Genomic DNA, 14238 nt, shown 5'->3' on the forward strand with positions numbered 1-14238 from the left:
AGGGGCGATGAAGGACATAACTCAGTGAAAATGCTAGAGAAATGTCCTTCATAGGGGCGATGAAGGACATAACTCAGCGAAAATGCTAGAGAAATGTCCTTCATAAGGGCGATGAAGGACATAACTCAGTGAAAATGCTAGAGAAATGTCCTTCATAAGGGCGATGAAGGACATAACTGAGTGGAGCAGCAAGCTCAAGGCCCCTCCCCTTCATACCAAAGGAAAAATAAGCGTAAGAATTCCGGTTACATCCAAATTAGAGCGTTTTATAGTGAAAATAAGGGAATGAATTCCGCTTAAGCTGCTGAAAATACTTCATTTTAAGGTTTTTTAGGTGCTTAGACGGAAATACTCCGTTTATTTCAGACCATTTTCGGTGTTTTTTCTGAATAGGCGGAATTTCTCCGTTTATATGCGATGTATATAGTGGCTTTCACAAGGCGCCTTTCCCCCGATTTGGGGGTTTCCCCGAAAATAGTAGAACAAACCCACCCCCATTATTTTTTATAAAAAGTATAAAAAAAAAGGCATTTCTGCCTTCAGCAAGTATCACCTTTCACATGCAATCCCATCTTTATCACGGTCTTTGCCGCTGTTCGCATCATAAAGGGCTTTGGATACAAATGGCTTGTACTTTGTCTTGCCACCTTTGTTTTTTACAGAAGAAGAGCGGGCTACCCCTCCCTTATATACCTTGTTAAGTTCAGTGCAATTACCGTACTTCACTACTTTTTCCGCTTTAGCAGCGGATACTTGATCAGCGGCCATGTGGAACCCAAGAGTTGTGCTGAGTGCCAAGATGAGTGCAAAAATCTTTTTCATTAGTATTCTCCCATCCAAAATTGAATTTTCTCTAATAGAATAATCTTTTTTGGAAGTTTTTACAATCATTTTCCGCATTAAAAACCCTCTTCACAGAAAGAGGGTCAGACCGCAGGACAACTTGGGAATTCCGATTTTGCCTGCCAATATAACTGCTGCTTGGAGCGGAGGGTGCTTGACTCCTGGGGGATTAGCGGGACAAGTGAGACCCCACAGGAGCGTCAGCACCGAGGAGGCTCACCGCCGGCCCCCAGGAAAGCAAGCACCCGGAGCGGAGATCAGCCTTTTCCCCACCATTCCTAAACAAAAAATGACAAAAGGTAGCGAGAAGGGTTTCTCACTACCTTTTGCCGACAATCTGAACCCCTCTTCAGAGAAGAGGGGTATGTATATAAAACTGTTATTCTATAAGATAACTAGTTTAATACTTTAATATTCACTGAACGTTTGCCCCATGCCATGGCTGCATCCTGTGAAGGAATGAATACATCAATTTTGTTTCCTTTGATTGCTCCGCCTGTATCTGAAGCAGTTGCATAACCGTACCCTTCAACATACACTTTGGAACCTAAAGGGATAACTTTTGGGTCAACAGCAATTACTTTTTTATCAGGGTTCGCTCGTAAGTCGTCCCCCGTTGCTGTTGTTCCGGAACATCCATTACAATATGCTGTATAGGCCGTTGCAGTTACTGTAAATTCTTTTGCTACCTGCTCGGATTTTACGCTCGTTTCTGTTACAGCATTCGCTGATGCTTCATTAACTGCCGGATTTTGATCTTTTACCTGAGCTTTTTTCTTCTGTTCTGCTTTTGGCTTAGCCTGCTCCTGAGGCTTTGCAGCAGCCTGGCTGCCTTTTACAGTAAGAGTCTGGCCGGGAATAATTAAGTCACTGCTTAGGTTATTTAATTTATATATAGAATCTACACTAACACCGTACTTTTCTGAAATGCTCCATAAGGTATCTCCAGACACGACAGTATGAACCTCTTCTGAAGAGATAGTTAAAGTTGAATTCGGCAGGATTAAATCAGACGTTAAACCATTCAGATCTTTAATCTCCTGTACCGAAGTTCCGTGCTGCTGTGAAATGCTCCACAAAGTATCACCTTTGTTGACCACGATTTGTTCTGCTTGTGCGGAAGCTACACCTGCTGTTGAAAGTGCCGCTACAGCCGCAATCGAAAATATTGTTTTTTTCATATTGTTCATAACCTCCCATAGCATTTGCTAACAGTGACTATCGTATCATGAATATTTCTGATACAAAGAACAAGAAGGTTATAAAAAAGCTACAATCATAACATAAACATCACAGCAGTATTACAAAGAAACTGAAAATTCCGTTATATACTTGCTGATTTACCAGGGTTTATATCAGGGGTTTATCTGTTTTTTATTCTTATAAATTACCTCTACGCAAGAGTTTACAGCTCTTTCATTGTCTCTTCTTTTTTATTTGAATAGTGAAGATTTTCATTTTTTCAGCTAATACATTTTATTCGACACAAACAAGATATCTGGGTCTATTTTCCATAAACTTTTGTACTATTCAGCAAGAACGCAAGGAAAAAAAGTAATCTTTTTTATATTGACAGGGGAAAAAAACACACCAAAATGGCATTTACTTCCTATTCAGATATAACAAAAAATAAGAAAGCCGTCTGACAATCAGACGGCTTTCTACTATAATGTAAGAAATGAATTATTGAACTCTGGCAAATCCGAAACCAGAAGCATAGTCATCTCCAGTCGCTGCTCCATATCCACCTTTAATGTCATACTTTTTGGCGCGGTTTTGTAAATCTGCTCTCACCTGAACGTTGCTCAAAGATCTGTTTGAAGACCAAATTTTTGCAGCCAGTCCTGAAACGTGAGGGGTAGCCATTGATGTTCCGCTCAACACTGTATAACCTCCGTTGCTTGCAGTAGACTCAATGCTTGCACCTGGAGACGAAATTTCAATATCACGTTCCTGAATTACGTAGTCGCCTGCCGTATTAGGATTTCCACGAGATGAGAAGTTTGCCACTCGGTACGTTCCATTTTGCTGAACGTTCTCTAGAGCTGCTACAGCTACTGCGTTTGGAAGAGCACCAGGATAGCCGATTGTGTTGGCATTATAACCGCTGTTTCCTGCAGCTGCGATAATAAGGGCACCTTTGCTGTACGCATAGTCAACAGCATTTGCAATCAATGTATCTTTAGATCCTCCAAGTGACATGGAGATGATTACCTTGGAACCTGTTCTTGTTCCTTCGTCAGCAGCATGGCGGACCGCAGCTGCAATATCATCAGAATAGCCTGATCCACTGTCAGTAAGTACTTTGTATGCCCAAAGCTTTGCTTGCGGAGCAACCCCATAAATACCAAGGCCATCAGAGCCTCCATTGGCAAGAGCTGAACCAGCAACATGAGTTCCGTGGCCGTTTTTGTCAGTACATGAATTGTTTACATAAGTAGATGTGGTGGTAAAGTCCTTACATTGTTCTGAATTTCCAGCAAGGTCAATATGGCTTGTATTTACGCCTGTATCCAGAACTGCTATTTTAATGCCGTCTCCGCCAGAAGTAGAAGTAAGAGAGCTATTATTATAAATTGCTTTAATGCCCCATGGCACTCTTGCAGCAGGTACCGCAGCAGCCTTTACCGTCTGCCTTGCCGCAACTTGAATTTCAGGAACGACCTCTACTTCAATATTTTTATTTTTTTGGAGAGCTTGAAACTGTTTTTCATTCACGTCTGTTGTAAAACCATCATTCCCAAAATCCCTGTGCAGCCCGTGAGAGCCTTTCAGTTTTGATTTTTCTGTACTAGATCCCTTGATTACAACGCGGAATTTCTCACTGCTTTCCGGCGCTTTAGCAAATGCATCATTTGCAAACAAAGATAAACTTAAGGACAAGCTCAACAGCCCTGCGCCCATAATCTTTCTCATTTTCATCTTCTTTCTCCTCTCAATTCTTAATTTACTGTGTTGCAAGCTTAGTATATTCTTAATAAAGAATATTCACAATAATGTAAATTTACTAAATATTAAGTCTATTATAGTTCGGCCTTTTGATATGTTCTTTTGATAAAACCATTGCTTAAGAATCAGACATTTTGCAGTAGAAAATATGAAAGAGAGCAGTCCCTTTGATAAAAAAAAGGGACTACTCTCTCATTTTCAGGAAGGTAATTTCCAGTATTTTAATGTTTTGCAGTTACATATACGCACATAAGTTCTCTATCAAACTGTATCTATCAGCTTATACAGTTTCGGCTTGCACTCAATGCTGTCCGGCAATCAGAACGCTGTACGTAAACTACTTTCTTCCTATTTAACAGCAGCTTGTATTTTCCTCAGCGCTCTTTCTATATCATTAGAAGCAACATCGTAATGTGTTGTAAATCGGACTGCATTCCTGCCAAACCCAACAGCAAGCACTCCCTCTGTTTTAAGTTTGTCCACAAATTCCGCCGGAGTCAGGCTTGTTTCGCTGACATCCACTACAACAATATTCGTGTCTATTTCATTCACTACCCGAAGACCCTTCATTTCCCTTATTCCCTCAGCCAGCTGCTTTGCATGAATATGGTCTTCAGCAAGCCTGTTCCGCATTCTTGTTAATGCTACCAATCCTGGCGCTGCAATGATACCTGCCTGCCTTAATCCTCCTCCGAGCCTCTTGCGCCATTTTCTTGCTGCAGAGATCGTTTCACTGTTTCCAGCGAGAATTGACCCGGCAGGCGCTCCCAATCCTTTGGATAAGCAAATCTGCACAGTGTCGGTGTATTGGGTAAAGTGTGTGATGGGCAGCCCGCTTCCTTCCGCTGCGTTAAACAGCCTTGCGCCATCAGTATGGACAGGAACATGATGACTTTTGGCAATTTCATAGATTTGTTTCATATTTTCCAAAGGAATAACGGCCCCTCCTGCACGGTTATGTGTGTTTTCAATACAGATAAGACCTGTTTCAGGATAATGCTGATCCTCGGGCCGGATAGAATGCAGTACATCTTCCGCACTCATCGCACCCCTGTTTCCAGGCAGTGTCCTCGTCTGTACCCCGGCAAGGGCAGAAACAGCCCCTGATTCATAGTAAAAAATATGAGACTCTGATTCTAAGATAATTTCATTTCCGGGCCGGCAGTGCGTTAAGACTGCTATCTGGTTTCCCTGTGTGCCGCTTGTCACAAATAAAGCTTCCTCTTTGCCGAGAATCTCAGCAGCAGTTGCTTCAAGCTCATTGACTGAAGGATCCTCACCGTAGACGTCATCCCCCACCTCAGCCTTGTATGCGGCCATCCTCATTTCTTCAGTCGGTTTTGTAACAGTGTCACTTCTCAAATCTATCATAATGCAGGCACTCCTTTTTGCTTTATTATACCGTATCTTTTTAAAAGAGCTTATAATGAGATGTATACATATAAAAAGGAGGAAGATACAAATGAACCGTGCAGAAAAAATTGTCAATCAATTCCTGGCACACCGTCTTGTTACAAATGAATTAATTCAAAAAATTGAAGAGGGACATTACCAGTATCAGCCTGCTCCAACCTCTATGACTGCCCAAAAACTTGTTACGCATATGATGACTTCTTTTTATAAATTCGCTCAAGTGGCTAAAATTGGGAACTTGGAGCCGTTTCAATCACCTGCAGAGGAGACTGAATCCAATCTTCAGGAATTGGCAGAGTCCTATACCGAAAAAACCGTAAATGTCTTAAGGTCCATTACAGATCAAGAGCTTGACCAAATCATTGATGTGTCTGCTGTATTTGGCGAAAAGCTTCCTGCTGGACAGCTCATTAAAATGGCGCTGGAGCACGAAATTCACCATAAAGGCAACTTATTTGTATATGTGAGGGAAATGGGTCATACCGAGCTTCCGTTTTATGTAAGAAAGCAGTAACCCCAAAACCCCCGCTTCTTATAAAAGCGGGGGTTTTCATATCCATAGTAAAATTTTAACAAGAACGTCTAAGATATTTTCACCGATTTCTGAAGTCCCTGAATTTGAGGAAGGTCAATTCCCCCTAATACCTCAAGTGCATGATCCCTTAATTCCAGAGATTCTTCATCCAGATTTTTTGCAATAAGACATTTGCTACCAAGCTTTCCGAGTATTTTCTTTTTATCCTTCAGCTGCTTTTCAAGCCGGATCGGCAATATCCACAGACTTTGTTCAATTTCTTCTGCTTCGAGATGAACGTCTTCCCTCCAGACTGGCTGGGAATGCTGATTTTCAAGCTGAACAAGATCCTCAATCACTGCGCTTGCTGTCGGGTACATCCCTGCTCCCAGACCTTGAAGAGTAATGCGGCCGGCAATAGTTGTTTCTACCGCAATCGCATTTTGTTCGTATTCCACCTGATAAAGAGGATGCTCGGGAGAAACCAGAACAGGCCTGACTGCACAGCTGATTTTCCCAGGTGCTTTTACAATTTCGGCCACATGTTTAAAGCGGAGATTCAGCGAAGAAAAATAATTGATTTGTTCAATCGTTATGTCTGTGATTCCTTTTAGGAGAGTATGCTCTTCTTCAGGCTTTTTGCCGTATGCCAGGTCGCTCAGCACAAGCGCCTTAAAATAGGCATCTCTTCCTTCTATATCATTGCCGGGATCACTTTCTGCATAGCCTTTCTCCTGGGCTTCCTTCAATGCCTCTTGAAAAGAAAGCCCCTTTTCTCTCATGCTCGACAATATAAAATTAGATGTTCCGTTCAATATTCCCTGTATTCTTTTTACCTTATTCACCTGCAGGAGCTTACTAAGCGTCTGAATTATGGGTATACCGGCCCCGACTGTTGCCTCGTATCCAATAGAGACACCTTTTTCGTCAGCTAGAGATTTTAATTCTCTTCCATGGTGGGCAAACAGCTCTTTATTAGCAGTGATGATATGAGTCCCATTTTGAATGGCTCGCTTTAAATAAGAAAACCCCGGCTCTCTGCCAACAATGGCATCGATGACCACATGAATGTTTCCAAGCGAGAACAGTTCCTCACAGTTGTCTGTCAGCAAGACACTGCTATCTTCAATATGATGTTTGTTTATATTTTTCACCAAAACCCCTGCAAGTTCCACCCTTTTTCCAAGAAGGGTTTGAAGCCGTTCCTGTTGAAGCTGAATGGTTTGATGCACACCTTTTCCTACCGTTCCATAACCTAATAAAGCAATTCTAATAACATCCATTTATAACGCAACCTCCTTGCTTTTTGCTGATAGCGCTTCTTTTATAGGGAAACTCCATTTACTGTACTCCGCAAGGAAGCCATCGTGCCCAAATTTAGTGTCCACATGATTGTACAATGCAGATTGATGATAACTGTATAGCAAATCAGAAGCTTCTCTCAATCTTTCCCCTGGATACAAGAGATCACCGGAAAAGCTGATGAATAACGTCTTTGCTTTTACCTTCCGGAGTGCTTCTTTCCAGCCTCCTCTTCCCCTGCCGATGTCATGGCTGTTCATGGCGTGAAGAAGCCGAAGATAACTGTTTGGGTCAAATCTGCGGGCAAGCTTTTCCCCCTGATATAGCAGATAAGATTCAACCTGATATTGAGCGCTGCTACTACCTTCTTGGGGAGTTTTTATCTCCCGCTGAAAACGGCCATTATACATAGCATCAGATCTATAGGTTACCATGCCGACCATTCTGGCTATTTCTAATCCTTTTAACTGCGTTCCCTCCGGATACTGTCCCTCCTGAAATTGAGGATCACATACGATGGATTGAATTGCGATTGAATTAAAAGCAATTCCATAGTCGCTCAGTTCCGGTGCTGCTGCCAAAATCACAATCGTATCTGCAAAATCCGGATAGGATATACTCCACTCAAAAGCCTGCATGCCTCCCAGAGATCCGCCAATCACCGCTTTTACTGAAGATATTCCCATCTGCGTCAATGCTTTGTACTGAGTGTGCACCATGTCTCTGACCGAAACTAACGGAAAGTCCGAACCATACCGCCTACCCTGCTTGCTGCCGGCTGGCCCGGTGGAGCCTGAACATCCTCCTAAAACGTTAAAGGTAATAACGTCGTATTCATTTGTGTCAATGATTCCTCCAGCTCCGATCAGTCCGCTCCACCAGCCAGGGTTTTCTTCAGTTCCGACAGCATATTGATTTCCTGTTAGTGCATGGCATACCACTATGACAGGCTTCCCTCTTCTGCCGGCACGTTCATAAGCAAGCTCAACAGAGTCAAGTTTCTCCCCTGACTCCAGCTGATAGCTTCCTATTTTTATTGTGCCAGTTTCATACTGAGGTGTTTTTTTGCTTTCATCCTGCTGCAGATTTTCGAAGTTCATGCGCCTTCAACTCTCTTCTAAGAATTTTTCCGCTGATTTTCGTCTTGGGCAATTCCTCCAGTATTTCAATTTCCCTTGGAGCAGCATGAGCTGCCAGCTTCGTCTTTACAAACTTTTTAATATCATCCAGCAGCTGCTCATCAGCAACATAGCCGTTTCTCAGCACAATAAATGCCTTTACAACTTCTCCCCTTAGCGGATCCGGCTTTCCAATTACACCTGCTTCTGCAACTGCAGGATGCTCAATCAGCTTGCTCTCAACTTCAAATGGTCCAATTCTCTCACCTGAAGAGTTGATCATATCATCGCTTCTGCCCTGGAAAAAAACATAGCCATCATCGTCCTGTACAGCTAAGTCTCCTGACAAATACCAGCCTTGAAATGGAAAATAACTGCTGTATTTTTCTTTGTTTTTCCATACTTCCTTCATGAGCGCGGGCCACCCCGCTTTAATGGCCAAGTGACCAATCTCACCTCTCGGAAGCTCATTTCCATGGTCATCAAGTACAGCAGCCTCTATGCCTGGCAGGGGTTTTCCCATCGAGCCAGGTTTAATGATTTGTGAAGGAAGATTCACAATCAGCTGAGCGCCAGTTTCTGTCATCCACCAAGTATCATGGATTCTTTTCCCGAGAACAGACTGTCCCCAATAAATCACTTCAGGATTCAGCGGTTCTCCGACACTTAGCAGGTGGCGGAGCGAAGACAAATCAAATTCGTTTACAGCCTCTTTTCCTTCCCCCATCAACATGCGGTAAGCTGTTGGCGCACTGTACCAGACTGTTACGCCGGCTTTTTCAATGGCGGAATACCACGAACGGGCATGAAAACGTCCTCCATTAATGACAATAGTCGCCCTGTTCAACATTGGGGCAAAAATACCGTAAACAGTTCCTGTTACCCAGCCGGGATGAGCGGTGCACCAGTATACATCATCCTCTTTTAAATCCAATACCCAGTGTCCCGTCAAGTACTGCTGCCCCATTGCCCTGTGTGCATGAATAATGCCCTTCGGTTTTCCTGTTGATCCGCTTGTATAGTGAATGTTAAGCCCATGGTCAAGATCTACCCATTCTGTTACAAAAGGATCTGCCTGAATGCTGTGAAGCTCATCCTGAAGCTGTACTTCGTCTGAACCTGCCTTCCCGCTGGTAATGAAAATTTTCTGAAGAGAAGGGAGATCATTTTTTGGAACTCTTTTAACAAGATCTTCATCAGTAATCAGATATTTGCCTCCGCAATCCGAAATTCTGTCTTTTACAGCTTCTTCCATAAAAGCTTCAAATAGCGGTCCTGCAATTGCTCCCAGCTTAACCACAGACAAAATGGCAAAATAGCAGTCGGGATGCTTTGGAAGAAAAACAAATACAAAATCACCTTTTTTTACACCGTGGTGCTTGAGGATGGAAGCGTAATGGTCTGTTTTTTCTTTTACTTCTTTATAAGTAAAAAATGCTTCCTCATCTCCATTTATGTAGTGAAAAGCAATTTTGTTTCCGTGGCCTTCAGCGACATGGCGGTCAATGCATTCGTGAGCCATATTGACCTTTCCTGTTTGTTTCCAGCTGAAGCCTTCGTCAGCCTGCTTCCACGAAAATTGTTCCCGTTCTTGCTGATAGTCCTTGAAGTGATAATCTCCTTTTTCAGGATGCAGAACTGTAAAATCCGCTGTACTCATTCTTTTCCGCTCCTTTCTGAAATCAATTGTGAACAGCATTTAAATCCAGAAGGCTTAGTATCTCTTCTTTCAGCTCTCCCAGCTTTCGATTGCCCCTTGCACGTGGTTTTGGCTGATCCACCTTTAAAGTGGCATAAATTTCTCCTGGCTGTCCCCTTAAAATAATAATTCTGTCACATAGATACAAAGCTTCATCAATATCATGCGTGACAAGCATAATCGTGTTGCGAAACTCCTTCCATAGTGACAGAAGAAGATCCTGAAGCTGCATTTTTGTAAATGCATCAAGCGCACTGAAGGGTTCATCCAGAAGGAGAATTTCCGGATTGGTCACTAACGATCTGGCAATAGCAGCTCTTTGTGCCATTCCTCCGGATAAATCCTTTGGATAGTGCTTTTCAAACCCTTTTAATCCAACAGAAGACAGGTACTTTTCCGCCTTTGTTAATCTCTCTTTATCGCCGGAAATTCCAAATGAAATATTATCGATAACATTCAGCCATGGCAGAAGACGGGGTTCCTGAAAGATCATTACAACCTTCTTATTTACGTCGCTTACTGCCTCTTCGTTAATCTCAAGAGAACCGGAATACTCTCCATCAAGACCTGACAGTACGCGGAGCAGCGTACTTTTTCCGCATCCGCTTGTTCCTAGAATTCCGACAATCTCTCCCTGCTCAACAGTTAAATCTACATTGATAAATCCCGTTTCCCCTTCGGAAAACGTCCTTGATAGTCTTTTTAAACTAAGCATCATCCTTCAGTCCCTTATGCTTTTTTTACAAATGTATCCTGCCAGTGCAATGTTCTTGACTCCAGTGTCTTCAAAAAGGAATCGGTTATTTTTCCCAATATGGCAAACAGGACGATGCTTGAAATAATTAGTTCAGGCGAGTAAGTATTTTGCCCGTATACAAGCAAGTAGCCAATTCCGCTGCTTGCCCCCATCAATTCGGCTGCAACCACAAACATCCATCCAAGTCCCATGCCGCTTCTCAACCCTGTCAAGAAGGAAGGCAGTGAAGCCGGGAGAATAATTCTCCTGATGATCTGCAAAGTTGAAAAGTGATAAATTTTCCCCACTTCAATCAATTTGCGGTCCACTCCTTGTATACCAGCGACAATGTTTAAATAAACAGGAAAAAATACTCCGACTGCAATGAGTACTACTTTTGAGGATTCTCCAATGCCCATCCACAGAATAAACAAAGGCACCCACGCCAGAGAGGGAATTGAGCGAAATGCCTGTATTAAAGGATCAAACAAGCTTTCAGCTTTTTGAAAGTATCCTACAGCCGCTCCCAGTAAAACGGCAGCAGCTGTTCCAATTACGAAACCAAAAAACAGCCTGTATAGGGTGATACCGACATGGCCCCACAGCGATCCTTCACTGGCCATTTGAATAATATTTTTCAGGATATAAGAAGGTGCCGGAAGGAGATGGGGCGGGAAAACTCCCCCCCTGCTGAATGACTCCCAAACCAGAATCAGAATGGCTGGAACAATCCATCCGAGAAACGGGAAAGTAAATTTAACCCCGTTTCCTGTCCGGCCCCTTTGCTTAAGCTTTAAAGGTGTTGCAACAGTTGAATCCTTCGCACTCAAGGAAATCTTCCTCTCTGTAAAGCTGCTAAAACAGCTTTCTACTTATTAATTACTTTTTCAGCAAAGTCAGGAAATATCAAATCCTCTGCCAGCTGATCTGTATCTGTTTCTTTATTAATAATGCCATCTTCCTTTAGAACACTTCCTGCCGATTGAAGGGCCTTCACCTGCACGTCTCCTGGTACAGGGCTTGAAAAGTCATTTCTTTCCAGCTGCTTTTGGGCAACCTCAAGGCTGATTTGTGCTTCTTCAGAAAGGATTTTTGCCGCTTCTTCCGGATTATCCAGTATCCATTCTCTTGCTTTCTCATAAGCTGCAATGACTTTCTCTGCATAAGCTGGATATTTTTCTGCAAATTCGCTTCTTACATTCAATACACCATAGGTATTGAAGTCAGGATTACGGTAAAACAATTCTGTATCAGCCTCAAGCTCAACTCTTGCCATATGGGGATCAAGCCCTGCCCAGGCGTCTACCTGTCCTGTTGTTAATGCACTTGCTCCGTCGCTGTGCTGAAGGTTCACAATTTCAACATCTCCTTGTGACAATCCAGCTTCGTCCAGTGCTCTTAACAGAAAAATGTAAGGATCTGTTCCAACCGTCGCAGCAATTTTCTTTCCTTTGAGATCTTCTACAGAAGAAATACCTGAACCCTTGGTTGTAACAAGCGCGGTCCACTCCGGCTTGGAATAAACATAGATGGATTGTACAGGAGCACCTTTTGATTTCGCCAGATAGGCTGCTGCTCCGGCAGTAGATCCAAAATCAATACTGCTGCTGTTCAAAAATTCCAGTGCTTTGTTGCTGCCTTGGCTTAGTACATACTCCACTTTCACACCGTCTTCTTTTAAATCTTCTTCAAGCCACCCAAACTTTTTCAATACCAGGCTTGATGGGGAGTAGTATGCATAGTCGAGCTTAATGCTTTGGGGCTTAGCAGCACCATCAGCATTTGTTTCGTTTGAACATGCTGACACTAGAAGAATGAAAGCGAATGCAGCACAAGATAAAAACCATTTTTTCATGTTAGTAATCTCCCTTTTTTATATTTCACATGCAAATGTGACAATTGTTCCTCTCAGCCGCTGGGCTTCCTTGTAAGTACAGCGGTTTTGGACTACTTCAAGCCCCGCATCCTTGGCAATATCAACAGCTCTTGGTGAAATGACGCCTTCCTGCAGCCAGAATACTTTTGGCTGTATATCTGCGGCTTCGCGGGCAATATCAATTGCTGCTTCGGGACTTCGGAAAACCTGGACAACGTCCACAGCAAATGGAATTGACTTTAAATCAGGATAAGCTTTTTCACCAAGCACCTCTGTTTCCCGCGGGTTGACTGGTACAATCTGATAGCCTAGACGCTGCATCTTTCGGGCGAGGCGGTGGCTGGGACGGGCAGGATTTCCACTCAATCCGACAACGGCAAGTGTTTTTGCTCTTTGACCGTCTCCTTCTTTTGTGAATGGAGATTGAAGCGCCCAGCGGATGACGCCTTCGTCATTAACGGCTGTTTCGCCTTTTTCTTCTCCTTTGCTGGATATTCCAACAGCCTGATAGAAAGCCTGATCCAAATCGTTTATCAAGTCTCTTACTGATTCAATTCCTACAGACAATCGAATCAACTCTTCTGTTACACCTGTTTTCACAAGGTCTTCTGCACTCAGCTGCTGATGAGTTGTGGAAGCTGGATGAATAATCAGTGACTTCGCATCCCCTACATTTGCCACATGTGACCAGAGGGCAATGGAGTCAATGACTTTTTTCCCCGCGTCCCTTCCGCCTTTAATTCCAAAGTTCACAATGGAACCTGCTCCGCCAGGCAGGTATTTTCCAGCCAGCTCATGGGCAGGGTGATCTTGGAGCCCCGGATATGAAACCCATTCCACAGCAGGATGGCTGCTGAGAAATTCAGCAATTTTCAAAGCATTTTCAGTGTGTTTCTCAATTCTTAAATGAAGTGTTTCCAGACCCTGAAGCAGATGAAAAGCATTGTGCGGACTTAAGCAAGAACCAAAGTCCCGCAGCAGCTGCACTCTCAGTTTTGTGCTGAACGCCAGGGTGCCAAAGTCATTTGCATACCGGATTCCGTTGTAGCTAGGATCAGGCTCCGTAAACCCTGGAAACTTGTCTGAATTCCAGTTAAACCTTCCTCCATCTATGACAACTCCGCCGATGGTCGTACCATGTCCGCCAATCCATTTTGTAGCAGAGTGAATGACGATATCAGCTCCCCATTGTATCGGCTTGCATAGATAGGGCGATGCAAAGGTATTATCAATGATAAGCGGAATGCCATTGTCATGTGCAGCTTCAGCAACACCTTCAATGTCCAGAACGTGCAGGCTCGGATTTCCAATAATTTCAGCAAAAACAGCCTTTGTCTTTGGCCCAATCGCTTTCCGGTAATCTTCCGGATTCTTTGAATCTACAAATTTAACAGATATGCCGTACTTAGGAAGAGTGATGGCAAAAAGATTATATGTACCTCCATAAAGACTTGCACTTGCAACAATTTCGTCTCCTGCCTGAGCAATGTTCATAATGGCCAGGGCGATCGCCGCCATGCCTGAAGAAGTGGCAACAGCGGCTACTCCGTCTTCCAAAAGAGCGAGTCTCTTTTCCAGCACATCCACTGTCGGGTTCCCAATTCTTGAGTAAATATTTCCTGGCTCATCCAGTGAAAAAAGGCTTTGCGCATGCTCTGTATTATGAAAAACATAAGAGCTGGTTTGATAAATCGGCACTGCTCTTGATCCTGTTGTAGGGTCAGGTGATTGTCCTCCGTGCAGCAAAACTGTTTCAATATCGTATGTTTCATAAGTATCGCTCATTAG

The 14238-nt window shown here is 43.3% G+C and carries 12 protein-coding genes; 1 reads left to right on the top strand and 11 read right to left on the bottom strand.

Annotated elements, in window-relative coordinates; translation table 11 throughout:
• Positions 1-549 precede the first annotated feature (549 nt).
• From GJU40_RS13245 to GJU40_RS13260, 4 genes are all read right to left on the bottom strand, one after another.
• Complete coding sequence (locus GJU40_RS13245) at positions 550-822, bottom strand: excalibur calcium-binding domain-containing protein (RefSeq protein ID WP_154308485.1); 273 nt, start codon at positions 820-822, stop codon at positions 550-552.
• Between the two features lie 416 nt (positions 823-1238).
• Positions 1239-2024, bottom strand: a complete 786-nt coding sequence (locus GJU40_RS13250; RefSeq protein WP_154308396.1) for a LysM peptidoglycan-binding domain-containing protein — start codon at positions 2022-2024, stop codon at positions 1239-1241.
• 502 nt (positions 2025-2526) lie between these two features.
• Positions 2527-3765 carry a S8 family peptidase gene (locus tag GJU40_RS13255; protein WP_154308399.1) on the bottom strand — a complete coding sequence of 413 codons (1239 nt, stop codon included), beginning with the start codon at positions 3763-3765 and terminating at the stop codon, positions 2527-2529.
• A gap of 375 nt (positions 3766-4140) precedes the next feature.
• Positions 4141-5163 carry a threonine aldolase family protein gene (locus tag GJU40_RS13260; RefSeq protein ID WP_154308401.1) on the bottom strand — a complete coding sequence of 341 codons (1023 nt, stop codon included), beginning with the start codon at positions 5161-5163 and terminating at the stop codon, positions 4141-4143.
• A gap of 91 nt (positions 5164-5254) precedes the next feature.
• Between GJU40_RS13260 and GJU40_RS13265 the strand changes: the two genes are divergently transcribed.
• Complete coding sequence (locus GJU40_RS13265; RefSeq protein WP_154308403.1) at positions 5255-5719, top strand: DinB family protein; 465 nt, start codon at positions 5255-5257, stop codon at positions 5717-5719.
• Positions 5720-5787: 68 nt separating this feature from the next.
• Here the strand turns inward: GJU40_RS13265 and GJU40_RS13270 are convergent, their stop codons facing one another.
• The 7 genes from GJU40_RS13270 to GJU40_RS13300 form a co-directional block, all read right to left on the bottom strand.
• Positions 5788-7002 carry a homoserine dehydrogenase gene (locus GJU40_RS13270; protein ID WP_154308405.1) on the bottom strand — a complete coding sequence of 405 codons (1215 nt, stop codon included), beginning with the start codon at positions 7000-7002 and terminating at the stop codon, positions 5788-5790.
• The gene (gene metX / locus GJU40_RS13275) at positions 7003-8121 is read right to left on the bottom strand and encodes a homoserine O-acetyltransferase MetX (RefSeq protein WP_154308406.1); all 1119 of its coding nucleotides are present in this window, start codon (positions 8119-8121) and stop codon (positions 7003-7005) included.
• Entirely contained in the window at positions 8093-9799 is a 1707-nt protein-coding gene (gene acsA, locus GJU40_RS13280) for an acetate--CoA ligase (protein WP_154308408.1), read from the bottom strand. Before acsA ends, metX begins: the two co-directional genes overlap by 29 nt.
• A 22-nt stretch (positions 9800-9821) precedes the next feature.
• Complete coding sequence (locus GJU40_RS13285) at positions 9822-10553, bottom strand: ABC transporter ATP-binding protein (RefSeq protein ID WP_154308487.1); 732 nt, start codon at positions 10551-10553, stop codon at positions 9822-9824.
• Positions 10554-10567: 14 nt separating this feature from the next.
• Positions 10568-11305, bottom strand: a complete 738-nt coding sequence (locus GJU40_RS13290; protein ID WP_343031549.1) for an ABC transporter permease — start codon at positions 11303-11305, stop codon at positions 10568-10570.
• A 137-nt stretch (positions 11306-11442) separates the two neighbouring features.
• A complete protein-coding gene (locus tag GJU40_RS13295) occupies positions 11443-12429 on the bottom strand; it encodes an aliphatic sulfonate ABC transporter substrate-binding protein (RefSeq protein WP_154308412.1) in 987 nt (328 codons plus the stop codon).
• 18 nt (positions 12430-12447) lie between these two features.
• Positions 12448-14235, bottom strand: a complete 1788-nt coding sequence (locus tag GJU40_RS13300; protein ID WP_154308414.1) for a PLP-dependent aspartate aminotransferase family protein — start codon at positions 14233-14235, stop codon at positions 12448-12450.
• Positions 14236-14238 lie beyond the last annotated feature (3 nt).

Source organism: Metabacillus lacus (genome assembly GCF_009674805.1).
Taxonomy (GTDB): Bacteria; Bacillota; Bacilli; order Bacillales; family Bacillaceae; genus Metabacillus_C; species Metabacillus_C lacus.

Excerpts from the sequence above, each read along its gene's own strand:
- GJU40_RS13245 (WP_154308485.1), bottom strand. The coding sequence starts at position 822 with ATGAAAAAGATTTTTGCACTCATCTTGGCACTCAGCACAACTCTTGGG.
- GJU40_RS13250 (WP_154308396.1), bottom strand. The coding sequence starts at position 2,024 with ATGAAAAAAACAATATTTTCGATTGCGGCTGTAGCGGCACTTTCAACA.
- GJU40_RS13255 (WP_154308399.1), bottom strand. The coding sequence starts at position 3,765 with ATGAAAATGAGAAAGATTATGGGCGCAGGGCTGTTGAGCTTGTCCTTA.
- GJU40_RS13260 (WP_154308401.1), bottom strand. The coding sequence starts at position 5,163 with ATGATAGATTTGAGAAGTGACACTGTTACAAAACCGACTGAAGAAATG.
- GJU40_RS13265 (WP_154308403.1), top strand. The coding sequence starts at position 5,255 with ATGAACCGTGCAGAAAAAATTGTCAATCAATTCCTGGCACACCGTCTT.
- GJU40_RS13270 (WP_154308405.1), bottom strand. The coding sequence starts at position 7,002 with ATGGATGTTATTAGAATTGCTTTATTAGGTTATGGAACGGTAGGAAAA.
- metX (WP_154308406.1), bottom strand. The coding sequence starts at position 8,121 with ATGAACTTCGAAAATCTGCAGCAGGATGAAAGCAAAAAAACACCTCAG.
- acsA (WP_154308408.1), bottom strand. The coding sequence starts at position 9,799 with ATGAGTACAGCGGATTTTACAGTTCTGCATCCTGAAAAAGGAGATTAT.
- GJU40_RS13285 (WP_154308487.1), bottom strand. The coding sequence starts at position 10,553 with ATGCTTAGTTTAAAAAGACTATCAAGGACGTTTTCCGAAGGGGAAACG.
- GJU40_RS13295 (WP_154308412.1), bottom strand. The coding sequence starts at position 12,429 with ATGAAAAAATGGTTTTTATCTTGTGCTGCATTCGCTTTCATTCTTCTA.
- GJU40_RS13300 (WP_154308414.1), bottom strand. The coding sequence starts at position 14,235 with ATGAGCGATACTTATGAAACATACGATATTGAAACAGTTTTGCTGCAC.